Origin of the sequence: Sulfurimonas sp. HSL-3221 (assembly GCF_021044585.1) — a bacterium.
In the GTDB taxonomy this organism is placed as follows: domain Bacteria; phylum Campylobacterota; class Campylobacteria; order Campylobacterales; family Sulfurimonadaceae; genus Thiomicrolovo; species Thiomicrolovo sulfuroxydans.
Map to the genome: position 1 here is coordinate 1,879,598 of NZ_CP087998.1, position 25,713 is coordinate 1,905,310.

Consider the following 25,713-nt stretch of genomic DNA (forward strand, 5'->3'; position numbering starts at 1 on the left):
ACGTAGTATACAGAAGAAAGTGTTTGGGATGCGTAAAGCGAAGGAGTCCGCCCGAAGGCGGAGGAATGAAGTTTCTTAGTGCACGATGCGCTTAGAACGCAAAGTTCACTTGTGCACTTACACCGGTTTGAGAATGCTTAACCGTCGCTTTTGGGCCCGCCATACCGAGTGCAGCAAGACCGCCTGTTCCGAATTCAGTTTTCTTCTCTGGTGCATAGACCACTGCAGCATCAACTGATACTCTGTCAGTAACGCCATATGTTCCACCAAGGCTGTAATGCTGTTCAACAGTTGCAGGGAAGCCAAGAAGGTTAAACATGTTCAAAGCAGCACCGCCGGCGTATGCATAGGTGTTCGGATCATTCGGGTCAACAAAACCTGTTCCATCCGGCAACTCCTGGATAGGGTTTTCAGCATAGTTGAAACCGGCGCGCACTGCCCAGTTATCCATAGCGAATTCGTAACCGATCGCATAGACATTCTGGTTATCCCAACCAAAGTCTTTGTAGCCTGTCGCATCCGCCCATTTAATTTGCTTGTAATCAAAGGCAATGGTGTTTCCTGCGATGGAATAAGATACACCAACACCGATTTCGGCGGGCTGTTCCAGTTTATCACCCATAGGAGCCGGGAAGATACCAAAGTCGACAAATGGCTGCGTTGCAGATGAGAGCTGCTGTTTGTATTCCATTTCGATTGCACTTTTATAAACAGCGCCAAGAGTTAGACCCTTTACACCAACCTGTGTGAAATCGTAGGCTGCACCAATGTTGAATCCGAATTTCAGATCTTGTGCGACACCGCCACCAATGGAATATGGATTTCCGTTATTCTGGTTCATAAGATCCGGCATCTTGTAGTTAATACCAAGGGCACCGTATTGAAGAATAGGTGTAACACCGACACTGAACCCACTGCGGGCATACGTAAATGGTACACCAAACTGCATCAGCTGAAGATTTGTCACCATCTGAAGGGTACCGTTGCCACCTGTAGCCGCATTGCCTGCTTCACGATAGTCAACACCCATACCGGCTGTACCCCACATACCGATACCCCAGTAGAAGTTGTCATTTACTTTGTACGCAATGGATACTTCCGGAATCATATTCATATCCGCATCACTGTTTTGCGCACCGGCGCCTACATTCGCATCATATTTGACATGCGGCATAAAGAGTGTGCCACCAAAGGAAATTTCCACATCTTTAACAGATGAGATCAGCGCCGGGTTGGCGAGTGCGGATTCCGCACCGTGGCTCATACCGATACCGACACCAGCCATACCGCGTGTCTTGGCACCCAGCCCAATAAGCGTATCACCATTTGTCGCAAATGCGGAAGTTGTCCCAAGCGCCATAGCCGCTGCAAGAGCCAGTTGGATTGTACGTGTCATCTATTCTCCTACGAATAAAAATCAAATGGAAGTATTTGCTTCCGATTTCGATCATTATATGCCCTGCAAAATAAACCGAATCTAAAGCCGAACATCCCTATTTAAGGAGTATTAATAATAATTTTAAGCAAAATGAGGAAATTGGAAGAAATAAAATATTTTTATATACTGTAGTTATGATACTGGGCATTTTTATTTATTTTCTGTTATTTTTTATACAGATTATTCATTTTGATAGAAATGTGTCAAATATTTGACAGAATTGTGAGAATGTTACTATTTGTAACTTTATAGGCTGACAATGATTTTTGCACGAGACAGTTTCCTTCTGCCAACAGCACTGTGGAACATTAGAAAAATAGCAGATAAAGGAATTTAAGCAAAGAAGATGATCATAGATGTTGATGTAATTTTCGAATATCGTTAGTTTACACTGTGGATAAATGATTAGTGATACTTTGGAAGTAAGTAAAAGAAAGATAAATCCGAGAACCAGGATATCTCATGAAAAAAGGCAACGGGGTTGCGTTTTTACAGGAGTAAAGTAAGATAGATGAAGAGCGAATACGTAGTATAAAGCCAACATAGCCGCCGGAGTTTAGACTTAAGAGATTGTTGGTAATAAATTGTTGTGATTGTTTGAATGTGAAGAAATTCCGAGAACCAGGCGGCGACCTACGTTCCCAACCCTGCAAGGGTCAGTATTATCAGCGATGAGAGGCTTAGCTTCCGGGTTCGGAATGGGGCCGGGCGTTTCCCTCTCTCTATAGCCACCTGGACAATCGGATCTAAAAGCACCGAAGTGATCTTAGATCCGACTGTGTCGGGAAGTTTTCATTGTTAAAGTCAACGGCAACTACAGTGATTACAGCTTCTCATATTCAGTAAGGCAGTAAGACACTAATTTTAGGGAAAAAAGACGAACGGACTATTAGTACTGGTCAGCTAAACAGATTGCTCTGCGTACACACCCAGCCTATCAAGCATGTAGTCTTCATGCGTCCTTCAGGGAGAGTTCATCTTGGAGTTGGCTTCCCGCTTAGATGCTTTCAGCGGTTATCACATCCGAACGTAGCTACCCGGCGGTGCCCTTGGCAGGACAACCGGTGCACCAGTGGTTCGTCCAACCCGGTCCTCTCGTACTAGGGTCAGCTCTCCTCAACTCTCCTACGCCCACGGAAGATAGGGACCGAACTGTCTCACGACGTTCTGAACCCAGCTCGCGTACCGCTTTAAATGGCGAACAGCCATACCCTTGGGACCTGCTCCAGCCCCAGGATGCGATGAGCCGACATCGAGGTGCCAAACCTCCCCGTCGATGTGAGCTCTTGGGGGAGATCAGCCTGTTATCCCCGGCGTACCTTTTATCCTTTGAGCGATGGCCCTTCCACACAGAACCCACCGGATCACTATGACCGTCTTTCGACTCTGCTCGACATGTACGTCTCACAGTCAGGCTGGCTTATGCCATTATACTCTGCGATGGATTTCCAACCCATCTGAGCCAACCTTTGTAAGCCTCCGTTACTTTTTAGGAGGCGACCGCCCCAGTCAAACTACCCACCAGACATTGTCCTGACAGAGGATAACTCTGCGCAGTTAGCTATCAGAATATTCAAGGGTGGTATCTCAAGGGTGCCTCATATACAACTGGCGTCATATAATCAACGGCTCCCACCTATCCTGCACATGAATATCCCAATAGCAGTGTCAAGCTATAGTAAAGGTGCACGGGGTCTTTCCGTCTTTCCGCGGGTAGGAGGAATTTTCACCTCCACTACAATTTCACTGGATCCCTGGTTGAGACAGCTCCCATCTCGTTACGCCATTCATGCAGGTCGGTATTTAACCGACAAGGAATTTCGCTACCTTAGGACCGTTATAGTTACGGCCGCCGTTTACTCGTGCTTCAATTCACCGCTTCGCAAAGCTAACGGATCCTTTTAACATTCGAGCACCGGGCAGGCGTCACACCCTATACATCCACTTACGTGTTGGCAGAGTGCTGTGTTTTTGGTAAACAGTCGGGAGGGACTCTTTGCTGCGACCCGCTTCTGCTCCACCCGCAGGGGTTTCACATACAACGGGCACACCTTATTCCGAAGTTACGGTGCTAGTTTGCAGAGTTCCTTAACCAGGGTTCTTCCACGCGCCTTAGAATACTCATCTCACCCACCTGTGTCGGTTTACGGTACGGGCGACTGTAGATATGCTTAGAAACTTTTCTCGGCACGACGGCATCAACGATTCTGTTTCTGCTCCGAAGAGCGTCGACAGCCTGTCAGATCTCGGTCTCATGTAAGGCGGATTTGCCTGCCTTACAACCTACATCCTTCGAGCCACTATTCCATCAGTGACCTCGTTTAGCCCTATGCGTCCTTCCATCACGCTCTACAGTCGGTATCGGAATATTAACCGATTTGCCATCGTCTACCCCTTTCGGACTCGACTTAGGTCCCGACTAACCCTACGATGACGAGCATCGCGTAGGAAACCTTGGGTTTACGGCGAAGCAGATTCTCACTGCTTTTATCGCTACTCATGCCTGCATGCTCACTTCCATCCGCTCCAGCACTCCTTGCCGGTATACCTTCAACGCTGAATGGAACGCTCTCCTACCACTTAGTAAAACTAAGTCTAGAGCTTCGGTGTACATCTTAGCCCCGTTATATTTTCGGCGCAGAATCGCTAGACCAGTGAGCTGTTACGCTTTCTTTAAAGGATGGCTGCTTCTAAGCCAACCTCCTGGTTGTTTCAGCAACTCCACATCCTTTTCCACTTAGATGTAACTTAGGGACCTTAGCTGCTAGTCTGGGTTGTTCCCCTCTCGACGATTGATTTTATCACCCACCGCCTGACTCCCGAGGTTAGGCATACAGTATTCGGAGTTTGATAGGGTTTGGTACCGCGGTGAGCAGCCCTAGCCCTGTCAGTGCTCTACCCCTGTATGCTAATAACTCGAGGCTATACCTAAATATATTTCGGAGAGAACCAGCTATCACTGAGTTTGATTGGCCTTTCACCCCTATCCACAAGTCATCCGGAGGCTTTTCAACGCCTATCGGTTCGGTCCTCCACTAGCTCTTACACCAGCTTCAACCTGCTCATGGATAGATCACTCAGTTTCGGGTCTGCAGCATCTGACTAATCGCCCTATTAAGACTCGCTTTCGCTACGGCTTCGCGTTCGCTTAACCTTGCCAGATACCACAACTCGCAGGCTCATTATGCAAAAGGCAGTCCGTCACCCCTCATAAAGAATGGGGCTCCGAATGATTGTAAGCTATAGGTTTCAGGTTCTATTTCACTCCGTTCACCACGGTTCTTTTCACCTTTCCCTCACGGTACTGGTTCGCTATCGGTCTGGTAGTAGTATTTAGCCTTGGAGGGTGGTCCCCCCATGTTCAGTCAAGATAACACGTGTCCCGACCTACTCGAATAACATGTAGATAGTTTTCGCTTACAGGGCTATCACCTTCTATGGCTCCTCTTTCCAAAGGATTCTGCTAACACACTACACGCTTTAGGGCTAGTCCCATTTCGCTCGCCGCTACTCTGGGAATCTCGGTTGATTTCTTTTCCTCAAGGTACTGAGATGTTTCACTTCCCTTGGTTCGCCCCCCGAAGGGTGACACGATTCGCACCGTGCCGGGTTGCCCCATTCGGAAATCCCCGGATCAAAGCTTCTTGGCAGCTCCCCGAGGCTTATCGCAGCCTAGTACGTCCTTCATCGCCTCTACCAGCCTAGGCATCCACCTATAGCTCTTAATATCTTTATTCTAATTAGCGCTTACTGCCTTACTCAATATGAATAAGACTGTAATCTTCAATTGTAGTTGCATATAGTAATTTCTTACTATATTTGTTGACTTTAACAATGATAATTCAATGAACGATTTAGACTCTTATACACTAAGAAGTCTAATATGAATACTTCATCAAGTACTCGTATTAGGCTTCATCCGTGGTGGAGAATAGCGGGATCGAACCGCTGACCTCCTGCGTGCAAAGCAGGCGCTCTCCCAGCTGAGCTAATTCCCCACATAGTGATCCTGGTGGGCCTAGGAGGACTTGAACCTCCGACCTCACCCTTATCAGGGGTGCACTCTAACCAGCTGAGCTATAGGCCCCTTCTCGGCATTTCTAATTCAATAGAACACAGATCACTGAAAACTAAGCAAGCAAGCGGACAGACACAACTCTGTGTGAGATTTTCTCTTCGGGCCCTCAAACGAATGAGGCCCGGTTACTCTAGAAAGGAGGTGATCCAACCGCAGGTTCTCCTACGGTTACCTTGTTACGACTTCACCCCAGTCGCTGATTCCACCGTAAGCGGTAGCCAGTTTGGCATCCCGATTTCGGGTGAAATCAACTCCCATGGTGTGACGGGCGGTGAGTACAAGACCCGGGAACGTATTCACCGTAGCTTAGCTGATCTACGATTACTAGTGATTCCAGCTTCATGCACTCGAGTTGCAGAGTACAATCCGAACTGAGAGACGCTTTATGAGATTGGCTCCACCTCGCGGTATCGCAACTCTCTGTACGTCCCATTGTAGCACGTGTGTAGCCCTGGCCGTAAGGGCCATGATGACTTGACGTCGTCCTCACCTTCCTCCTCCTTGCGAAGGCAGTCTCCTTAGAGTGCCCAGCCGAACTGCTGGCAACTAAGGACGAGGGTTGCGCTCGTTGCGGGACTTAACCCAACATCTCACGACACGAGCTGACGACAGCCGTGCAGCACCTGTTTTCAAGCTCCAGTAAACTGGCACTACCGTATCTCTACAGTATTCTATCAATGTCAAGGCCAGGTAAGGTTCTTCGTGTATCTTCGAATTAAACCACATGCTCCACCACTTGTGCGGGTCCCCGTCTATTCCTTTGAGTTTTAATCTTGCGACCGTACTCCCCAGGCGGAATGCTTAATCTGTTAAGTGCATCACCGAAACTACAAGAGCCCCGACGACTAGCATTCATCGTTTAGGGCGTGGACTACCAGGGTATCTAATCCTGTTTGCTCCCCACGCTTTCACGCCTCAGCGTCAGTTATGTCCCAGCAGATCGCCTTCGCTTTCGGTATTCCTAGTGATATCTACGGATTTTACCCCTACACCACTAATTCCATCTGCCCCTTCCATACTCTAGGTTCCCAGTTTCAAGTGCAGTTCTATGGTTGAGCCATAGGATTTCACACCTGACTTAAAAACCCGCCTACGCGTCCTTTACGCCCAGTGATTCCGAGTAACGCTTGCTCCCTCCGTATTACCGCGGCTGCTGGCACGGAGTTAGCCGGAGCTTATTCATTAGGTACCGTCATTTTCTTCCCTAATAAAAGGAGTTTACACACCGAAATGCGTCATCCTCCACGCGGCGTTGCTGCATCAGGGTTTCCCCCATTGTGCAATATTCCTCACTGCTGCCTCCCGTAGGAGTCTGGTCCGTGTCTCAGTACCAGTGTGGCGGATCATCCTCTCAAACCCGCTATGTGTCATCGCCTTGGTGAGCTCTTACCTCACCAACTAGCTGATACAATATAGGCCGATCCCTCAGCGAAAAACCTTTCCCTGCGAACAGGAGTATCCGGTATTAATCACCGTTTCCAGTGGCTATCCCAGACTGAGGGGCACGTAACCTATACATTACTCACCCGTGCGCCACTCGTCAGCAAAAGAGCAAGCTCTTCCCTGTTACCGTTCGACTTGCATGTGTTAAGCACGCCGCCAGCGTTCACTCTGAGCCAGGATCAAACTCTCCATAATTGAAAAGACGTTTCCGAAGAAACGATTACTGATCCAGCCCAAGATATAAAATCATTGGCTGTATAGTGTCTATCACTATTAATAGTAATAGACGGTTAAATTGTGTCTTATCTAAGTAAGACTTCCAGACTCGCATCTGTCCATCCCACTTGCTTAGTTTTCAATGATCTCAAACTTCCCAAATCTTCAACTCGAAGACCCGGCTGATCGGCTTCTTTCGATGCCTCTCATCGTTTGTGGACGGGAATTATAGGGGATTCCTAAAGCAATGTCAAGAGGTTTCTGCGCAAATTTTCGAATTTTGTGAAATTTCTTCGAATTTGCTAATTTATGTAAATTTGTTACTTGTTATTTGCGCTGTTTTCGCGTATGGATTTAACCTCGGCAACCGCCGTAAAGCGGCTGTCCATCAGACTGATTTCATCCCCTTCTCTTACATTATAAAGGGAAATGGGGCGCCCCTCTTTGACAACCTGGGCATATCCCTTTTTATCTTTGAGCTTCGGATCCTGGGATTCGATGTTTCGCTCCAATGCATTCAGCAGCGACTGCTTCTGATTCAGCAGGAGCACTTCGCTCTGGTCCAGGCGGGTGTACATCGGTTCCAGCATAGATGCCGCCTGCTGAAGCCGGTATGCGATGCTTTGATCAAACCGCTGTTGCAGTTGCAGCAGCAGTTCGCCCTGTTCTTTAATCTTCTGTTCGACCGAATGCTGTCGATAACGTTCGTACAGATGGGTAACCGTCTGCATGTTCACCTGCAGCTTTTCGCTAACACGGCGGTCCAGCTGTTCCTGGAGCGCATCGAGGTTCATCATTATTTCATACTGGTCCGGCAGAATCATCTGCATTGCGGCGGAAGGAGTCGGTGCCCGCAGGTCGGCGACGAAGTCCGTGATCACCCAGTCGATCTCATGCCCGACGGCGGAGACGACCGGGGTTGCTGCTGCCGCAACCCCCCTTGCCAAGGTTTCGTCGTTGAAACCCCACAGGTCTTCAAGGCTTCCCCCGCCCCGACTCAGAACAATGACGTCATATCCCGCTTCATCAGCCGCCTTCAGTGCTGCCGCCAGTGAAAAAGGCGCCTGTGCTCCCTGGACGATGCTGTCATAGACGAAAAGTTCCGTCAGGGGCCAGCGGTGCGCCGCCACCCGCTTCATATCCTGAAGCGCCGCTCCCGTCGCAGAGGTGATCAGGGCGATTTTTTTCGGGTAACGCGGCAGCGGCTTTTTCCGTTCACTTTCAAAAAGCCCCTCTTCCGAGAGCTGTTTTTTCAGCTGTTCGTAGGCCAGGGCCAATGCCCCCTGCCCCGCAGGTTCGATCATCTGGGCATTGATCTGGTACGTGCCGCGGGGTTTGTAGAGCGTGATCCCGCCGCGGACGACAACTTTGAGACCCTCTTCGAGCCGGAAACGCAGATGGGCCGCGTTTCCGCGGAACATGACGCCGCTGAGCGCCGAACCGCTGTCTTTGAGGGTGAAATAGATGTGGCCGCTGTTATGATAGGTAATTCGGGAGAGTTCGCCTTCGACGGCGACCTGGACAAAAGTCGTCTCGAGAAGGTTCTTGATCTGTTCGTTGAGGGCCGATACGGAGACCGCCTGCACGCTTTACACCTTCTTGGCGATGATCAGCGTGGAGATATCCATGGAAAAACTCTGGATGAAGAGTGGCTCGAAGCCGGCAGCTTCCAGTTCGCCGCGCATCCCTTCCACTGTCAGGAAGCCCTCGATGGAGTTGGGCAGGTATTCGTAGGCTTCTTTGTTCTTCGAGATAAAGCCGCCGATCTTCGGCAGGACCTTCGTCATGTAGAAGTCGCGGATCTTGCCCAGAAATGAGGGGTGTTCATTTTTCATGAACTCCAGGATCACAACCATTCCTCCGGGTTTGAGGGCACGGTTGAATTCCTGCAGGGCTTCTTCACGCTCGACGACGTTGCGGATGCCGTAGGAGATGCTGAGCATATCCGCCGTATTCGCTTCAACGGGAAGCTCCGTCGCCTTGGAGATGGCAAAATCAAAATCGGGGAACTTTTTCCGGCCGACACCGACCATCCCCTCGGAGGGATCGACGCCGAGGATCTTTTTGACGCTGATGTTTTTGACAGCGGCGCGCTGTCGCCAGTAATCCATCATATCTCCCGTCCCGCAGGCGACGTCAACGATGAGATCAAGTTCCGGCCGGTTATAGAAACCGAAGGCCTTATCGCACCCTTTTCGGCGCCAGCTGCGGTCGACTCCCATACTCATGACGCGGTTCGCCTTGTCATATGTCGGCGCGATCTCGTCGAACATCGATACGATTTTTTCCTGTCTATCCATTCACCATCCATTGTTTGACATCCTCCCCCGAACGGGACAGGTGCCTGATTTCAAATTGTTTTCTCTCTTGCAGAAAGCGTATTGTACCACCGCTTGAAGGCGCAACAAAACAGAGGTACATATCGCACTGCGACTGTACCGCTTCGAACATCCCCGGACCACCCTCGACAAGAACATTGTGGTACCGGTCAATTGCAGTGAGATCAGACGCGATCATCACCTTCCGGCCGGGGACGTTGAAGAGCGGGATCGTCCGATCAAAATCGTCACGCTTGGAGAGAATAAGGATATCCGGTGCCTTGCCCTCCACCATCCTCGCATCCAGTGTCGGGTGGTCGGTACGTACGGTATTGCCCCCGATAACAAGCAGGTCCGCCGCGTCACGCATCGCGTGCACAAATCGGCGCGATTCATTCCCGCTGATGGTCCCTCCGTCTATCGTTCCGTCGAGCCGCTGGGCCCACTTGAACGTGACAAAAGGCTTTTTCTGCCACTGTACGAAGGGAAAAAGCAGATCTTCCGACGCTTTGGAAGGTTGGTGCTCGACACGAATACCCGCTTCACTGAGAATGGATGCTCCGCCGGCCGCTTCCGCATTCGGATCCGCCGCCGCGTAGACGACCCGCCCCATCCGCACGCCTACCAACAGACGGGCGCAGGAGGGGGTTTTACCGTGATGGGCACAAGGCTCGAGGGTGACGTGGATCGTGCAGGAAACGAAACATCCGTTATGATGGGTCAGAAGATAGTCATGGATCGTGCCGGAATCAGTGAGTGCCAGGATCGCAGTGTCAGAAGTCAGAAGAGCAAAGGCCTGCTGAAGCGCCAGAACTTCCGCATGAGGACCGCCCGCTTTTTCATGGGCGGCGACGGAAAGGATTCGGCCGGAAGCATCGGTAACGGCAGCACCAACGGCCGGGTTCGGGAACGTACACCCCTGGAAAGCCCACGCCGCATCGACGGCCAGCGCCATCGGATCAGGCCGGGCCATCCGTGTTACCACTCGAAGTAGGTTGCGGCCTTGACGACGCTGTCAAAGGGGACCGCTTCGGTTCCCGCCTCGGTTTCGATGCTCAAAATGCCGTCTTCGCCGACACTTTTGAGTTCGCCGCGCAGTTTCGTTTTGTCCTGCAGGGTCAGCTCTACCTTTTCGCCGACGGAGAAGCGGAAGTGCTCCAGGGTTTTGAGCTTGCGCTCCACGCCCGGCGAGCTCACCTCGAGACGGTATTCGCCCTGAACCGGCGGGGTAACATCGAGCATTGGAGAGATCAGCTTCGTCGCTTCGACGCACTGATCCATCGTCGTGCCGCCTTCGCCGATAACGTTGACGCGGTAGATCGTCTCACCGTTTTCAGTAACAACAGACGTATCATAAAGGTGCAGGCCGATCGACTCGACCAGGTTCTTGATATCGGTCTCAAGACTCATCGTGTTTCTCCCCTTCGATCTGTTTGAAAAGCGCCTCGATCTGCTGTGTCTTCTGGAGCTGATCGTCAAACACGAATGCCAGTTTCGGGCAGCGGTACCACCCCTGGTCTTTCATGCAGTAATCTTCGATGACCGGGCGCGCTTTGCGCAGCTGTTTCAAAAAAGCATTGCGCTCCGCTTCGCTGTAGTCGTGGGGGTCAAGGTAGACTTTGGCGTCGCTGCGCCCCTTGGCGCAGCGGACTTCGATGACGTCGAGTTCATGCAGACGGGCATCCCCGAGTTGCGAGATCGCCTCGGGGATAAGCTCCTGCAGGATCGCGTCGGTGCGTTTAAGCTTGATCTCTGCGGGCGTCACAGCTCTACTTTCTGCTCCACACGGGTGAAGGTCTCGATGACGTCACCGACCTGGACATCGTCGTAGCCGTTAAGGACAACCCCACACTCGTAGCCGTTACCGACCTCTTTGACGTCATCTTTGAAGCGTTTGAGCGATGTCAGTTCACCTTCGTGGATAACGACACCGTCGCGGATCACGCGGACCGGGCCGCCGCGGACCAGTTTGCCGTCGACGACGAGACAGCCCGCAACCATCCCTTTGGGGATCTTGAAGACTTCGCGGACATCGGCCTGGCCGCTGTGCTCTTCGCTGAATTTCGGTGCCATCATACCCGTCAGCATGCCCGTAATGTCGTCGAGCAGTTGGTAGATGATCGTATAGGTACGGATTTCGACACCGCGCTGTTTCGCCAATGCCTTGACCGCACCCGTCGGACGAACGTTGAAACCGAGCAGGACGCTGTTTTCGGAACTGTTCGCAAGCTCCACGTCGTTTTCGGTGATCCCGCCGACGCCGGAGGAGATGATATCGACCTTGACCTCGTCGTTGCGCAGCGCAAGCAGTGAGGTGCGGATCGCTTCGAGCGAACCGTGGACGTCCGTTTTCAGGATAACTTTGAGGGATTTCAGTTTCCCTTCCGCGATCAGGGCCGTCAGTTCATCCAGAGAGGTCTTCGTGCTGGCGGAGAGTTCTTTCTGGCGCTCGTACTCGGCACGTTTCTGTGCATACTCACGCGCCTCTTTGTCGCTCTCCATCGCGATCATGATGTCACCGGCAGCCGGGACTTCGTTCAGACCAACAACCACGGCGGTTTCACTCGGTCCCAGGACCTTGATCTGCTCTCCCTGGTCGTTAATGAGGGAGCGGACCCGGCCGAACGCCTTGCCACAGACGACGTTGTCGCCGACGCTGAGTGTACCGTTTTGAACGATGACCGTTCCGACAGGGCCACGGCCCTTCTCGACGGAGCTCTCGACGACAACCGCTTTGGCCGCCGCTTCCGGGTTGGCCGTAAGCTCCATCACTTCCGCCGTCAGTAGAATGTTATCCAGAAGCTCATCGATCCCTTCGCCTGTTTTCGCGGAAACCGGTACGAATTCGACGTCCCCGCCCCAATCGATTGGAGAGACTTCATGCTCTGCCATCTGTCCTTTGACCAGATCCGGGTTCGCGCCCTCTTTGTCCATCTTATTGACCGCGACGATGATCGGTGCTTCGGACGCCTTGGCGTGCTTGATCGCCTCGATCGTCTGCGGCTTAACGCCGTCGTCCGCCGCAACGACAATGATAACGATGTCGGTTGCCTGGGCACCGCGTTCACGCATCGCGCTGAAGGCGGCGTGGCCCGGGGTGTCGATGAAAGTGATCTTTTTGTCGCGCTGCTCTACCGTATACGCACCGATATGCTGGGTGATACCGCCGGCTTCACCGTGGGCGACGCGAGCATTGCGGATCGCGTCGAGCAGAGAGGTCTTACCGTGGTCGACGTGGCCCATGATCGTAATGACCGGCGGGCGTTCTTCGAGGTGCTCCTCGGATTCCGCTTCGACGTACTCCTCTTCATAGTTGAAGGCGTTTGTCGGGTCGATCGTCGTGACTTCGACCTCGAACTCTTCTGCGAGGATCTCGATCTCGTCCTTGCCAAGGAAGTCGTTCTTCGTTACCATCATGCCGAGGTTGAAAAGGACCTTGATAACGTCGGAAATCGGGTGGTTGATCTTCTCGGCGAATTCGTAAACGCGGATATCTTCAGGGATCTCGACGTGGGTAATAACTTCCTCCGCACCCTTCTCTTTCGTGTATTTTCTGCGCTTTTTACGAGCGACCTGACGCGGACGGTTGCCGCCGGGCTTCTTCTGACCGCCGCCGCGGCCGACCGGCTTCTTCTCGCGCGGGCGCTGCGGCTCTTCGGGCAGTTTCGGTTTGTCCTGCGTCGCTTCGCTCAGGTCGAGCAGTACGACTTCGTCGTCATCGTAATCCATGGAGACATCGGACATGGAACCGCCGAAGATGTCCAGGGAGGTCCCGCTGGTTTTGCGCTGTGTCGGCGTCGATTTGGAGGTTTTCCTAGCTTTTTTCTTCTGGGCTAGCTCTTCGAGTACGTCCGCATTGAGCTTCCCGTAGCTGGAGAGTTTTGTCGTCTCTTTGGAGACCTGGGCCGTCTCCTCAACGGACGGACGGTTTTTCTTTTTGATCCGCAGGCCGCTGCGCTTGATCGGCGTCACCTGTTTCAAGGCCGGTTCCGTCTGCTGAACCACTGCCCCGGAGACCGGCTTCGGTTTCTTTTCGACTGCAGCGTCTTCCGCTTTCGGTGCTTCTTCTGCCTCGGCAGCTGCCGGTGTTTCAGCTTTTGCCGCCGGAGCTTCTGCCGCCACTTCTTCGGCTTCGGCAGGTGCAGTTGCCTCTGCTTTGGCTTGGGCCGCTTTCTTCACGACACGGACTTTCGGTTCCGGCGCCGCAGGCGTCGTACCGCTCATGATAAAGTTAGCGATCTTCTCCGCCTCTTCCATCGAAACGGAGTTTGAAGCCGTTTTTACGTGGCCAAGCCCCATTGCCTGGGCTTTTTCGACGACCTCTTTTGATGCGATACCCAATTCTTTGGCAATCTCGCTTACTCTAACTTTATCTGACATCCGTGATGATCTCCTTTAACTCGTTCAGCAGGCGCTCGATCTCCCCGCTTTTGCATTGGCGGGCGAGCGCTTTGGCAGTCTGTTTGGCAGTGAAACACTCCGGGCACAGATAAAAGCTCCGTCCCGTCCCGCTATAGGGGCGCAGGGAACGCTCGGCGCATTGCAATCTCAACAGTTGATTCTGTGCTTCCCGTTTCCGACAGCTGACGCACATACGAACGGGGCCCGAATAATTTTGGCGCATTATATCCAAAGTTTCCTTGAATGAGCGTTTCAGCGTTCGACCGTCAGGCCGTAGTTGTCCAGGTTGAGAATTTTGACCGCAAACTGGGGGAAACGCTGTTCAAGCCTCGCCGCCAGCCCTGCGGCGTCTTCGTCGTAGCACAGGGAGAAGAACGTTGACCCGCTCCCCGAGAGCGTACTCATCAGTGCACCCTGCTCATACGCCGCCTTCTGGATCGTAAAGAGCTCCGGCATCATTTTCATCCGTGTTTTCTGGTGGAAACGGTCCTGGGTCGCGATCTTGAGCATCTCCCAATCCTCGTTAAAGAACGCCGCCACCGTCAGCGCAGCATGCGAGACGTTGAAGACAGCGTTCTCCTTGCTGTAGGACTTGGGCAGTGTCGTGCGTGACTTCGCCGTCGAGATCGGCTTGTCGGGAATGACCACGACCGCCCGCAGGTAATCGGGGAGGTGCTTTTTTTGCGAAAAGACCTTGTTCTTCTCCACCGTGGCGACGTTGAAGCCGCCCATGACCGCCGGCGTAATGTTGTCCGGATGCGATTCATATACAAGGGCATGGTTCAGGATCCGGCGTTTTGAGACACGTACACCCGCTGCTTCGTGCGCCGTGGCGATGGCGCTGACGATTACGGCCGAAGAGCTTCCAAGCCCACGGGAAAGGGGGATGCTGTTGTAAAACTGGAATTTGAAATTCTGTTTTTTGTGCGTCAGGCGTTGGTAATGCTCGTTGAAGATACTGACAAACATATTATTGCCCTTCAGCCGAGGGTTACCCTCTCCTTCGCCCTTGATGGAAACGCTGAAAAAACGCGACGGTTTGAACTCGACCCTGTTGCGCAGGTCGACGGAAAGACCGAGGGTGTCGAAACCCGGTCCGAGGTTGGCGCTTGTCGCCGGAACGCTGATAATCAATCGTGCTCCTTAACCGACGGCTCCGATCCCGTAGTAGGGCAATGCATCGTCGGAAAAATCATTGAGATCCAGGTGGGACGGAAGCCGGAAATCCGCCTCAACCGGCGTTTCGAACTTTTGCGTCTTGATTGTGTCCGCCATTTTAACGAAATAGAGCTTCCCAACGGCTTTGAGCGGGCGGTTGCCATTGAAGTAAAATGCATCGGCGGCGAGCAGGCGTGTTCCCAGAACGATACTGAGGGTTTTCAGGTAGAGGTAGGCGATCTTGATGGCCATGAAACTGCCGGGGCCCTTAGCGTAAATGAGATGTGCGAGGGTGTATTTTTTCAGAATCGTCTCGAAAAGTTCCGGGAGGGAATCGGAGCTCTGTTTCGTACTCTCGAAACGCTCGACGAGTTCCCCCTCTTTGTAGATCCCGACAACGATCGGGGTGGTCAGTGCAATGACGACGGCATCATGCATATGCTTTGGCCATCGCCTTCGCTTCCGCCGTCGCGATCTCGACAACCTCGTAGTTCGCGGGGTCTTTGAGCAGCTCGAGGGTCAGCTTGTGGTTGAGGTCGTGGCTCCCGGCGAAGGCCTCGTACTCCCCAATGAAGTTGATGCCGATAAGGGACATGTCCCCAATGGCGTCCAGGATCTTGTGGCGGACGAACTCGTTACTGTAGCGCAGCCCTTCGGGGTTGAGCACCTTTTTCTCGTCCAGGACGACGGCGTTCTCCAGGCTGCCGCCCAGGGCCAACCCTTTGGAGCGGAGATACTGGACCTCGTGAAGAAAACCGAAGGTGCGGGCACGCGCGATCTCCGCTTTGTAAGTTTCACGGCTGAAGTCGAGGTCGAAGTGCTGTTCGGAAATGACGGGATGCTTGAAACGGATGGTGAAGTGGTAGCGCAGGTCGTTCGAGGGTATCAGTTTGACGTACTTGTCCCCCTCTTTGATCGTCACTTCCTTCTTGATACGCATAATACGCTTCGGCGCATCCTGTTCGACCGTTTCCGCCTCATCCAGCAGGAGGCAGAAGCTTGCGCTGGAGCCGTCCATGACGGGGACTTCGTCGGCGTCGACGATGATGCGGAGGTTGTCAATGCCGTAAGCGTACACCGCGGAGAGAAGATGCTCGATCGTCGAGATGACGAAGCCGTCTTTTCCGATCACCGTCGCCATCTGCGTGTCGACGACGTTTTCGGGCTTGAGGGGAATGGAAACACCGACATCCTTGCGGACGAAGACGATCCCGCTGTCCGCCTCAAGAGGTTCAAGCCGGAGACGTACCGGAGAACCTTTGTGTAAGCCGATTCCCACCAGTTCCACCGGTTTTGCGATCGTCGTCTGTTTCATGCATCCCCCTTACAGGCTCGTTATTGGCGCTATTATAGCCTAAAAACGTGAATAAATTGTGATAACTCCGCCTGTTAACGGCGGCGGTCGATCACCTTTTTTGCCTCTTTGATGACATCGCTGACATTGAGACGGATCCACTGCTTGTCCATCCACTCCTCCGGTCTTACTTCCACGCCCTGGACCAGAACGCCGAAGTGGAGGTGGTCTCCCATGGCGTAACCCGTCATCCCCGTATTGGCGATGTGCGTTCCCGCATCAACGTGTTCGCCCTGGGTGACGTTCAGATTCGAACAGTGCCCGTAAAGGGTATAGAGCCCCAGACCGTGGGCCAGGATCGGCATATTACCGTAGATACCGTTCTCGTCGGCAAAGACGATATCCGCGGGGTTCTGAATCTTGATCTTGCCCATTTTCACGCTGGCGAGGTCGAGCCCAAGGTGGTAGGATTCGCTGACCTTCGCGCCGTTGTAGTAGTAAAGACGATGATCACCGAAACTGGCAACCACCTGTCCGTTGCGCAGCGGATAGAACGGCTGCTGGTCGAACCGGTCGATCTGGGCATCCCCTACTTTCGACGTAATGTTGTGGATCAGCTCTTCGTTCTGCGCGCGCATGGTTTCATTCACATAGCGGAAACGCTCAATCATATCGGCGTTGGCCGGAGCACCGTACATCTGCGCGAGATCGGAAACCTTTCCGTTAAGAAAGTGGTCGCTGAGTTTGATCTTCGAAACGCGGTACTGCTTCTCCTGAAGGTGCAGCGGGATGTAGGCCTTTGCCCGATTGCCCGCGACGTCGTCGGCGATGACGTAGGCCCGGAAACGCTCGGCAGTCACCGGCCATGCGATCAGCGCGACATAGTAATTTTCCGCATAAAAGGGTACGGCCTTGAAGCGGCGCCCGAAGCTCGTCTCGATGTAGAGCTCTTCGAGGTTCTCGTCTTCGGCTTCAAACACCACGAGGGCCGAACCGCCCTTCGTGATCTTGTAGGAGTTGGCGATAATCCCCACTTTCGGTCGACGGGCGTCGATCTTCAGGGTGACGCGTTTGACCGCGCGGTTCCCGGCGAAGAAGTTCCAGCGGCTGGCGTCGCGCGCCTCGACTTCGAGGGTGACGACATCGGTCTGCTTGCCGATCGTGCGGGCAGGGACCTGCAGCTCAAACTGCTTCGACTTCTCCGGTGCAGGCGATTTCGCCTCGGAGAGGATCGTCTGGTTGCTGCCGCTCATCAGCGTGATCTTGTACTCCACGATGCCGCTCTGATCGTCGATGGAGACCTTGAGCGGGGCCTCGCCGTTCCAGTAACCGCTGTTTTCAATGCGGATATCCGGTACGTCACGCTCGAACGCATCCGAGGTGTACAGGTAGACCGCTCCTCCGATCGCCGCGAGCAGGATGCTCAAAAACATCACGCCGCCGTATCCCTTTTTTCGTCGTCTCATTCCAACTCCTTTTCAATAATGTCGATCATTTTTTCTGACAGTCGCTCCAACGCCGTCCCCGTTGCCGTGAACCCGGACGCAAAATGGTGTCCGCCGCCGCCGAAAGCCTCCGCGATCACCCCGACGTCGATCCCGTCGTCGGTACGCAGCGACACTTTGAGCACACCCGCTTCACGCTCGCAGAGCATCACGGCCACGCAGACCGTCGGCAGACCCAGTACTTCCTGCAGGACATCGTCGCAAACCGTATCGTCCGCCCCGCTCTGTTCCATCATCGCCCGGGTCACCTGCAACAAAGCGATACGTGCATCGCTGCGCAGGGCAAGGCTTGAGAGCATCAAGGCCTTAAGGCGCAGTGCCGAGAGCGGACGGCGCAGGAAAAGCGCGTGATTCACCGACACGACCTCCGCCCCGGCCCGGGCGAGCTCAGCGGCCATCTCGAAAACCGCCGCGTCCGTCCGACGGCTCATAAATCCCAGAGTATCTTCGGTAATCCCGGCGTAGAGCGCCGTCGCCATTTTGGCGTTGATTTTGATCGCTTCGGTCTTGAACCATGTCAAAAGGACGGCGGTGGTACTGACCGCTTCCTTGTCAATGAGCTTGATATGCCCGAAGCCGTCGTTACTGCCGTGGTGGTCGACATTGATCAACGTACATTTCGGAAGTACGCCCAGTCGTGCCGAATCACCGCAGTCGAACGCGATGGCCAGGTCTGCCGTTTCATCCCAACGCGATGTGATCTTATCCGCCCATGGCAAACAGAACAACCGTTCATCGATGGCTTCGCTTGCACAAAAAAGCGTCACGCGCTTTTGCAGCCGAAGCAGGTGGGCATACATGGCGCATGCGCTGCCCAGCGAATCCGCATCCGGATGCACGTGGGCAATCAGCGCAATGTGTTCCGCGGCTTCGATCGCTTCGCGCATCAGTCCATTTTCATGGAGAGATCGATCCAGTTCGCCTGATGGATCAATGAACCCGTGCTGATCGCGTCGACCCCCGTGGCCGCATACGATTCGATCGTTTCAAGGGAGATGTTCCCGCTCGCTTCAAGTTTGATGTAGGGGTAGTTCGTGTTTTTGTAGACAACCACCTCGCGCAACTGCACGGGGGTCATGTTGTCGCACATGACAATATCCGCCCGCACGTCCATCGCCTTCTTCGCCATCTCAAATGTCTCCGCCTCGATCTCGATCTTGGCGGTATAGGGAATCCTTTTGCGCGCGTCGGCCATGAAAGCGTCAAGGTCCTTGATCGTGCGCAGGTGGGTATCTTTGAGCATCAGACAGTCATCCAGCCCCATGCGGTGGTTCACGGCCCCGCCGATGCGCGTCGCATACTTTTCGAAGTTGCGGAGCATCGGGCGCGTTTTACGCGTATCGAGCAATTTGGTGCCGTAGGGTTCGATCAGGTCGACATACTGGCGGGTCAGCGTCGCGATCGAACTGGCATGCAGCATCATATTGAGGATCGTGCGTTCGCAGCGCAGCAGGGTGTGCGAATCCCCGCTGAAGTGGGCGATCACATCCCCTTTGGCAAAGCGCTCGCCCTCTTTCACGAACCACTTGACATAGATGCTCTCCATCTTCGCCAGGGTATCGACGTACAAGACGCCGGCCAGAACACCGTCGCTTTTGGCATAGATCTTGGCCGAAGCCTCAACCGCCTCCGACACCCGTGCGTAGAGGTCTCCGCGGCCGACATCCTCGGCCATCACTTCTTCGATAAAGTGTTCGATATTCACAGCGCCATCATCCGATCAAGGGCGACCTTGGCCCATTTGCGCGTCTCTTCGTCCACGTGGATCTCGTTCATCGGTTCGCCTTCGTCGATCGACTTGAGGGTGTTATAGAGGTCTTCGAGGGTCGTTTCGTTCATCGTCGGGCACTCCGGCTTCGTTGATGAAAGGACGTAGGTGTTCTTAGGGCGCAGGCGGTTGACGAGATTGAACTCGGTGCCGACGGCGACCTTCTGATCCTCCGGAAGTTCGGCGATATACTTGATCAGCTGCGAGGTCGAGCCCGTGAAATCGGCTTCGGCGACGATAGAGGGATCGCATTCGGGGTGGACGGCGATGAGTATCCCCGGGTACTTCTTGCGGTAGAAACGGATGTCGTCGACGCTGAAGAGTTGGTGGACCGAACAGAAGCCGTCGTAACAGATGATGTCGGCATCGGCAAGGTTGTCATCAATCCCGATGACGGCGGATTTGAGCCCCATCATGTTGGCGATGTTCTGCCCCAGGCAGCGGTCGGGCACGAAGAGGATCTTCTTGCCCTCTTTCAACGCCGTTTCGATGATCGTTTTCGCATTGGAGCTCGTACAGACCATCCCGCCCATCTTGCCGACCTTGGCCTTGACGTCCGCGTTGGAGTTAATATAGGTGATCGGCAGGATATTCGCTTCAGCGATGCCCGCCTCTTCCATTTTCTTGACGGATTCGTCAAAGTAGAGGCTATCGATCATCCTCGCCATGGCACAGCAGGCGATCTTCGGCATGACGACCCGTTTTTCGGGGCTGAGCACCTTGACGCTCTGTCCCATGAAACCGACACCGCAGAAGACGACAAACTCGCTGTCGTCCGCCATCGTCTTCTTGGCCAGTTCCAGCGAATCGCCGGTAATGTCGCCCATGTCAAAGACTTCGTCGCGCTGGTAGAAGTGTGCAACGACCGTTACGCTCAGCTTCTCCTTGAGCGCGCGGATCTTTGCTTTGAGTTCTTCGGTGTTATCCGTCAAATCATCTCCCCTATCTGTCTGGTATCGGGCCGCCGCCAGCGGTGCGCCGCCCGGAATATTAATGGAATTATAACCAAAGCGTCGTTACCATATCCCTTACAATTCATATCTACTCTCAAGGCCCTGTTTTTATGGACTTCCTCTTCAATCCCAATGTACAGTTCTACCTGCTGGCTTACTTTGTAGGCGGTATCCCCTTCGGACTCGTCCTGGCCAAATTGTTCGCCGGCGTCAATGTCAAAGAGGGCGGTTCGAAAAGCATCGGCGCGACGAACGTGCTGCGCGTCGTCAAAGAGACCAACCCCGCGCTCGCGAAAAAACTCGGTATCGCGACCCTCCTTCTTGACGCCCTCAAAGGGGTCGTCGTCCTGCTGATCGCGAAAGCCTTCGGGATGAGCGAAGCGGCCCAGTGGGGCGTGGCCGTCCTGGCCGTTGCCGGCCACTGCTTCAGCCCCTACCTCTGGTTTGAAGGGGGCAAAGGGATCGCGACGGGTATGGGCGTCATGCTCGTCATGCTGCCGCTTGAGACACTGATCGCGCTCGCCGTCTGGGGGATCCTGGCCAAAACGGTTCGGATCTCCTCCGTCTCGTCGCTGAGCGGCGTCCTTGCCCTGCTCGTGGCCAGCTTCATCCTCCATCCGGAGATGGCGCACGCCCCGGTCATCCTGATCGTCGTGCTCCTCTTTTACAAACATATTCCCAACATCGTCCGCCTCGTCAGGGGCGAGGAGAAACGCGTCGTCTGATGACCATCGAGATCCGCGCCCTCACCTTCGACTGCATCATCGGCATTCTTGATTTCGAGCGGGTCACCCCGCAGCGCGTCATTGTCGACGCGGTCATCGACTACGACTATGAGGCGGAGCGTTTCATCGACTACGCCGCCGTCGCCGACCATATCAGGACACAGATGCGGCAGGAAAAGTTCGCCCTCGTTGAAGAGGCTCTTGAAGCGCTTTCTATTACACTGAAAAAGGCGTTTCCGGGCATAAAAAGCCTCTCGCTCACCGTCGCCAAACCGGACATCCTCCCCGACTGCAGGGTCTCTGTCACAAAAAAATCCAATTTTTAAAGAAAATTGAAAAAAAGTTTAAAATTTTCTAAAACTGTGCTATACTTCGCGAAAATTTTCAACAATTAGAGGATTAATGCATGCGCATTTTGATCATTGAAGATGAGATCACACTCAACAAAACTCTGGCCGAAGGGCTTAAAGAGTTTGGATACCAGAGCGACGTCGTCGAAACCCTCAAAGACGGTGAATACTACCTCGATATCCGCAACTATGACCTGATTCTGATGGACTGGATGCTCCCCGACGGTAACAGCATCGACATTATTCCCGACATCAAGGCCAATACACCGAAAACGGCCGTTGTCGTTCTCTCCGCCCGCGACGACAACGAGAGCGAGATCGCCGCGCTGCGTGCCGGTGCAGACGACTTTATCCGTAAACCGTTCGACTTCGACGTCCTCGTCGCACGCCTGGAAGCCCGCCTGCGCTTCGGCGGCAGCAACATTATCGAGATCGAAGACCTGATCATCAACCCTGAAGAAGAGAAGATCATCTACAAAGAGAAAGAGATCGAACTCAAGGGCAAACCGTTCGAGGTCCTCACGCACCTGGCCCGCCACCGCGACCAGATCGTCTCCAAAGAGCAGCTGCTCGACGCCATCTGGGAAGAGCCCGAACTCGTCACGCCAAACGTTATCGAGGTCGCGATCAACCAGATCCGCCAGAAGATGGACAAACCCCTCAACATCACAACCATCGAGACCGTACGCCGCCGCGGATACCGTTTTTGTTTTCCGAAAGAAGCATAAGGAACCGTTTCCTCATTCAGCTGATCGTCGCTTCGGCGGCGCTGCTGATCATCTTCTCCTCTATTCTCTACTTCTACATCCGACAGAACATTTATGACGAGAAACAGCATGAGATGCTGCAGTTCGCCAAGAACATCACCGAGTTCCAGTCCCTCTCCGATACGATGAGCAATGACACCGACGCCCTGCTGGGCGTCAGCGTGGAGCTGATCTTCTACGATGCTTCCGGCGACGAACCGCACTTTTTTGACGACAGCAACAACGGGCGCGACTACCTGGTCCTCCTCTACCCCTTCGAGCAGGCACAAAAGACCTATCTCAAAGTCTCCAAAGACATCAGTACGATGAAGAAGCTGCTCAAAAAGATCCTGCGTTCGATCTTCATCATCAACGCCATCGGCTTTTTCATCATCGTCCTCTACGCCATCGCCCTCTCCAAGATGCTCACCATCCCCATCCGGCAGCTCAGCCACCGCCTGGCGAATATGAACGAGCACCTTGTCCGCCCGATCCGCGTCGAGCATCTGCCCGAAGAGTTCGAACCCCTCGGCGTCACGATCAACCGCCTCCTGGCGCGGATCCAGAACTTCGTCAAATACCAAAAAGAGCTCTTCATCGGTGCGGCGCATGAGCTCAAAACGCCCCTGGCCGTCATCAAACTCAAAAACCAGGTCACCCTGATCAAGCAACGGAGCCCCGAAGAGTATATCGAGGCGATCAAGAAGACCAACGAGACCGTCGACGAGATGAACAAGATCGTCGCCGATATCCTCAACATCGGCCGCCAGGAGGGGGCGCAGCTCGAAGCGCCGGTGCGCCGGGACATCATCGACATGCTCCGGCGCAAGGGGGAGGATTTTGCGCTGCTGGCCCGGGCCGAACAGAAAACCCTCGAATACGACCTCCAGCCCGAATCGTATGAAGCGACGATCCAGGAGGGACTGCTCAACCAGATCCTGCAGAACTTCCTTCAAAATGCCGTCAAATTCACCCCCGAAGGGCGCAAGGTCACCTTTACCAGCCGAGCGGAGGGGGAGGATCTTGTTATCCGGGTGATAGACGAAGGGTGCGGGATCGACGACAGCGTCGACCTCTTCGCCCCCTTCAAACGCCTCGGGACCAAGTCCGGCGTCGGCCTGGGACTCTTCCTCGCCAAAAGCGCCGCCGACGCCATGGGAGCGGAGATCACGCTGCGCAACCGAACCGACGGTGTCGACGGAACGGAAGCGAGGCTGGTGCTGCGCGCCAAACTCTGCTGTCCCCTTCCCCAGCAGAAGAAAAAATAGGGCGCCCCTTCCTCCCCCTTTTTATCACGAAATCTAATCCGAATGACACCTTTCGGGCGAATGCTTTACACTTCAAACTCGCCAAAGGTTTCTTCTGCTATAACTCGCAATTAAATTACTGACGCGAGCGCGTCACAAACGAGGTATGTATGTCCCTGCTGATCAATGATGAGTGTATCGCCTGCGATGCCTGTAGAGAAGAGTGCCCGACCGAAGCAATTGAGGAGGGGGATCCGATCTACATCATCGACCCCGACCGTTGTACCGAATGTGTCGGTACCTATGACGAACCGGCGTGCATCGCCGTCTGCCCGGTCGACTGTATCGTCCCGGACAAAGACAACGTTGAAACCGTAGCCGAACTGAAATTCAAACACGACCAGATCATGGCCGAGTACGAGGACTGATTCCGCTACTTCTTCCCGCCGTCGCCGCACATTGTATGCGACGGCACAATCTTTTTTAATCCCCCTTTCCATGCACTCCTATCTTAGGAGCCTTTTACACGACAAAGACTATAATCCCTTCATTATTCCAATGCCGACACAAGGGACTTCATGGCAAAGCGTACCGCGATCATCGATATCGGGTCCAACTCCGTTCGAATGGTGGTCTTCGAAAAAAGCAGCCGCTTTGCCTTCTCGCTGCTGCATGAGTCCAAGAGCCGCGTCCGGATCAGCGAAGGAGCCTATGCCGACGACGGCAACCTCCAGAGTGCCGCCATCGACCGCGCCCTGGAGGCCCTCGGCGAGTTTCTCAGCATCGCCCGCGCCTACGGGAGCCGCAAACTCCTCTGTGTCGCCACCTCCGCCGTACGCGACGCCCCCAACCGAGCCCTCTTCCTCTCACGCGCCCGTAACGAGCTCGGCCTGCAGATCAAAGTGATCGACGGGGAGAAGGAGGCGTATCTCGGCGGGGTCGCCGCGGCCAACCTTCTTCCGGCCATGAGCGCCCGCACCATCGATATCGGCGGCGGTTCGACGGAATACGCCTGTATCGCCTCCGGGAACGTCATGCAGAGCGCTTCGCTCAACCTTGGCACCGTCCGGCTCAAAGAGCTCTTCTGCGACCGGGGCGACCTCGACGGCGCCCGCGCCTATATCGATGCACAGTTTGCCGCCATGCCGCCGGTTACGAGCCCCATTGTCATCGGTATCGGCGGCACCTTCCGTGCCCTGGCCCAGATCATCCAGAAAAACCAGGCCCACCCCATCAAGAAGCTGCACGCTTTTACCTTCGGCGCGGATGCGCTGATGGCGCTGGGGAAAAAGATCCTCGCCGCCCCCGACGACGAGGCGCTCAAACAGCTCGGCGTCAAAAAAGAGCGCTATGACGTCATCCGGCCCGGAACCCTGATCCTGATGCGCTTTTTGCAGCATGTCGGCTGCGAAACCCTTGTCACAAGCGGCGCCGGGGTACGCGAGGGGCTCTACCTCACCGACCTGCTGCGCCACAACCGCCACCGTTTCCCGGCGGGCTACAACCCCTCATTGCGCTACCTCCTCGATTGCCACACGATCGAAACAAGCTTTTCCAACCAGCTCCCGACCGTCGCCATGCGCCTGTTTGACCTGCTGCAAGCCCCCATGCACCTTCCCGAGGAGACCCGACGTCTCCTCAAGATTGCGGCCCAGCTCGCCAAGGTCGGCGCGTCGGTCCATTTTTACTCCTACCACAAGAACAGCCAGTACCTGGTAGAAAGCGCCCTGGAGTACGGCTACAGCCACGAAGAGATCATGACGGTGGCGGCACTGGTGCGCTATCACAAAACGCGAAAAATCGCCAAACCTTTTTACAGCGACTATCAGCGTCTGCTCCCGAAGGCGAAAACCCTCAACCGTCTCAACCTGCTGCTCGCGCTCTCGGATGCCCTGCTGACCCACCGGCCGCGCAATATCGATTTCGACCTCTCTCTCGATGAAACAGGTGTCCTGCATGTCCGGGCCAAAGAGGGCAGCTCCCTCTATCTTGCCAAAGAGCAGATCGCACGGCTGGGTATCGAGAAAGAGCTGACGGTTCAGATTGCGTAGCTGCGGCAGCAATGCCGCATGA

Annotated in this window: 21 protein-coding genes, 2 tRNA genes and 3 rRNA genes; 6 read left to right on the forward strand and 20 right to left on the reverse strand. The window is 54.2% G+C overall.

Annotation, left to right across the window (positions count from 1 at the left end):
* Positions 1 to 91: 91 nt before the first annotated feature.
* The 20 genes from LOH54_RS09655 to nadA form a co-directional block, all read right to left on the reverse strand.
* A complete protein-coding gene (locus LOH54_RS09655; protein WP_231018828.1) occupies positions 92 to 1,396 on the reverse strand; it encodes an OmpP1/FadL family transporter in 1,305 nt (434 codons plus the stop codon).
* 662 nt (positions 1,397 to 2,058) lie between these two features.
* Positions 2,059 to 2,174 (reverse strand): 5S ribosomal RNA (gene rrf, locus LOH54_RS09660).
* 132 nt (positions 2,175 to 2,306) lie between these two features.
* Positions 2,307 to 5,174 (reverse strand): 23S ribosomal RNA (locus LOH54_RS09665).
* A 186-nt stretch (positions 5,175 to 5,360) separates the two neighbouring features.
* Positions 5,361 to 5,436, reverse strand: a tRNA-Ala gene (locus LOH54_RS09670).
* 12 nt (positions 5,437 to 5,448) lie between these two features.
* A tRNA-Ile gene (locus LOH54_RS09675) sits at positions 5,449 to 5,525 on the reverse strand.
* Positions 5,526 to 5,650: 125 nt separating this feature from the next.
* Positions 5,651 to 7,154 (reverse strand): 16S ribosomal RNA (locus tag LOH54_RS09680).
* Together the 16S, 23S and 5S rRNA genes with 2 tRNA genes alongside form the textbook arrangement of a ribosomal RNA operon.
* Positions 7,155 to 7,495: 341 nt before the next feature.
* Positions 7,496 to 8,761 (reverse strand): exodeoxyribonuclease VII large subunit, encoded by a 1,266-nt coding sequence (gene xseA / locus LOH54_RS09685; protein ID WP_231018830.1) that lies wholly within the window; start codon positions 8,759 to 8,761, stop codon positions 7,496 to 7,498.
* A 3-nt stretch (positions 8,762 to 8,764) separates the two neighbouring features.
* On the reverse strand, positions 8,765 to 9,475 hold the full coding sequence (gene ubiE, locus LOH54_RS09690; protein ID WP_231018831.1) for a bifunctional demethylmenaquinone methyltransferase/2-methoxy-6-polyprenyl-1,4-benzoquinol methylase UbiE: 711 nt from the start codon (positions 9,473 to 9,475) through the stop codon (positions 8,765 to 8,767).
* Positions 9,468 to 10,478, reverse strand: coding sequence for a bifunctional diaminohydroxyphosphoribosylaminopyrimidine deaminase/5-amino-6-(5-phosphoribosylamino)uracil reductase RibD (gene ribD / locus LOH54_RS09695; protein WP_231018833.1), 1,011 nt, complete (start codon positions 10,476 to 10,478; stop codon positions 9,468 to 9,470). Before ribD ends, ubiE begins: the two co-directional genes overlap by 8 nt.
* Positions 10,472 to 10,903, reverse strand: coding sequence for an LSm family protein (locus tag LOH54_RS09700; RefSeq protein WP_231018834.1), 432 nt, complete (start codon positions 10,901 to 10,903; stop codon positions 10,472 to 10,474). Before LOH54_RS09700 ends, ribD begins: the two co-directional genes overlap by 7 nt.
* Positions 10,893 to 11,258: a 30S ribosome-binding factor RbfA gene (gene rbfA / locus LOH54_RS09705; protein WP_231018836.1), complete on the reverse strand. Its 366-nt coding sequence runs from the start codon at positions 11,256 to 11,258 to the stop codon at positions 10,893 to 10,895. The genes LOH54_RS09700 and rbfA overlap by 11 nt, the downstream gene beginning before the upstream one ends.
* A complete protein-coding gene (infB, locus tag LOH54_RS09710) occupies positions 11,255 to 13,873 on the reverse strand; it encodes a translation initiation factor IF-2 (protein WP_231018839.1) in 2,619 nt (872 codons plus the stop codon). The genes rbfA and infB overlap by 4 nt, the downstream gene beginning before the upstream one ends.
* Positions 13,863 to 14,117 (reverse strand): DUF448 domain-containing protein, encoded by a 255-nt coding sequence (locus LOH54_RS09715; protein ID WP_349636714.1) that lies wholly within the window; start codon positions 14,115 to 14,117, stop codon positions 13,863 to 13,865. The genes infB and LOH54_RS09715 overlap by 11 nt, the downstream gene beginning before the upstream one ends.
* 29 nt (positions 14,118 to 14,146) lie before the next feature.
* Positions 14,147 to 15,028, reverse strand: a complete 882-nt coding sequence (gene thrB / locus LOH54_RS09720) for a homoserine kinase (protein WP_231018842.1) — start codon at positions 15,026 to 15,028, stop codon at positions 14,147 to 14,149.
* A 9-nt stretch (positions 15,029 to 15,037) separates the two neighbouring features.
* The gene (locus LOH54_RS09725; protein WP_231018843.1) at positions 15,038 to 15,490 is read right to left on the reverse strand and encodes a hypothetical protein; all 453 of its coding nucleotides are present in this window, start codon (positions 15,488 to 15,490) and stop codon (positions 15,038 to 15,040) included.
* Positions 15,483 to 16,367: a UDP-3-O-acyl-N-acetylglucosamine deacetylase gene (gene lpxC, locus LOH54_RS09730; RefSeq protein WP_231018844.1), complete on the reverse strand. Its 885-nt coding sequence runs from the start codon at positions 16,365 to 16,367 to the stop codon at positions 15,483 to 15,485. Before lpxC ends, LOH54_RS09725 begins: the two co-directional genes overlap by 8 nt.
* 74 nt (positions 16,368 to 16,441) lie before the next feature.
* On the reverse strand, positions 16,442 to 17,812 hold the full coding sequence (gene pgp6 / locus LOH54_RS09735) for a peptidoglycan metallopeptidase Pgp6 (RefSeq protein ID WP_231018845.1): 1,371 nt from the start codon (positions 17,810 to 17,812) through the stop codon (positions 16,442 to 16,444).
* A complete protein-coding gene (locus tag LOH54_RS09740; RefSeq protein WP_231018847.1) occupies positions 17,809 to 18,738 on the reverse strand; it encodes a DHH family phosphoesterase in 930 nt (309 codons plus the stop codon). Before LOH54_RS09740 ends, pgp6 begins: the two co-directional genes overlap by 4 nt.
* The gene (nadC, locus tag LOH54_RS09745) at positions 18,738 to 19,526 is read right to left on the reverse strand and encodes a carboxylating nicotinate-nucleotide diphosphorylase (RefSeq protein ID WP_231021235.1); all 789 of its coding nucleotides are present in this window, start codon (positions 19,524 to 19,526) and stop codon (positions 18,738 to 18,740) included. The genes LOH54_RS09740 and nadC overlap by 1 nt, the downstream gene beginning before the upstream one ends.
* A gap of 26 nt (positions 19,527 to 19,552) precedes the next feature.
* Entirely contained in the window at positions 19,553 to 20,551 is a 999-nt protein-coding gene (gene nadA / locus LOH54_RS09750) for a quinolinate synthase NadA (protein ID WP_231018848.1), read from the reverse strand.
* A gap of 131 nt (positions 20,552 to 20,682) precedes the next feature.
* Here nadA and plsY point away from each other — a divergent pair, with 131 nt between their 5' ends.
* The 6 genes from plsY to LOH54_RS09780 all read left to right on the forward strand — a co-directional run bounded on the left by plsY (position 20,683) and on the right by LOH54_RS09780 (position 25,691).
* Positions 20,683 to 21,297, forward strand: a complete 615-nt coding sequence (plsY, locus tag LOH54_RS09755; protein WP_231018850.1) for a glycerol-3-phosphate 1-O-acyltransferase PlsY — start codon at positions 20,683 to 20,685, stop codon at positions 21,295 to 21,297.
* Positions 21,297 to 21,623, forward strand: a complete 327-nt coding sequence (locus LOH54_RS09760; RefSeq protein WP_231018852.1) for a dihydroneopterin aldolase — start codon at positions 21,297 to 21,299, stop codon at positions 21,621 to 21,623. The genes plsY and LOH54_RS09760 overlap by 1 nt, the downstream gene beginning before the upstream one ends.
* An 80-nt stretch (positions 21,624 to 21,703) precedes the next feature.
* On the forward strand, positions 21,704 to 22,375 hold the full coding sequence (gene hsrA / locus LOH54_RS09765) for a homeostatic response regulator transcription factor HsrA (RefSeq protein WP_231018853.1): 672 nt from the start codon (positions 21,704 to 21,706) through the stop codon (positions 22,373 to 22,375).
* Positions 22,354 to 23,661 (forward strand): sensor histidine kinase, encoded by a 1,308-nt coding sequence (locus LOH54_RS09770; protein ID WP_231018854.1) that lies wholly within the window; start codon positions 22,354 to 22,356, stop codon positions 23,659 to 23,661. The genes hsrA and LOH54_RS09770 overlap by 22 nt, the downstream gene beginning before the upstream one ends.
* Before the next feature lie 149 nt (positions 23,662 to 23,810).
* The gene (locus tag LOH54_RS09775; protein WP_231018856.1) at positions 23,811 to 24,068 is read left to right on the forward strand and encodes a YfhL family 4Fe-4S dicluster ferredoxin; all 258 of its coding nucleotides are present in this window, start codon (positions 23,811 to 23,813) and stop codon (positions 24,066 to 24,068) included.
* A gap of 150 nt (positions 24,069 to 24,218) precedes the next feature.
* Positions 24,219 to 25,691, forward strand: coding sequence for a Ppx/GppA phosphatase family protein (locus LOH54_RS09780; RefSeq protein ID WP_231018858.1), 1,473 nt, complete (start codon positions 24,219 to 24,221; stop codon positions 25,689 to 25,691).
* The last annotated feature ends 22 nt before the right edge of the window (positions 25,692 to 25,713 follow it).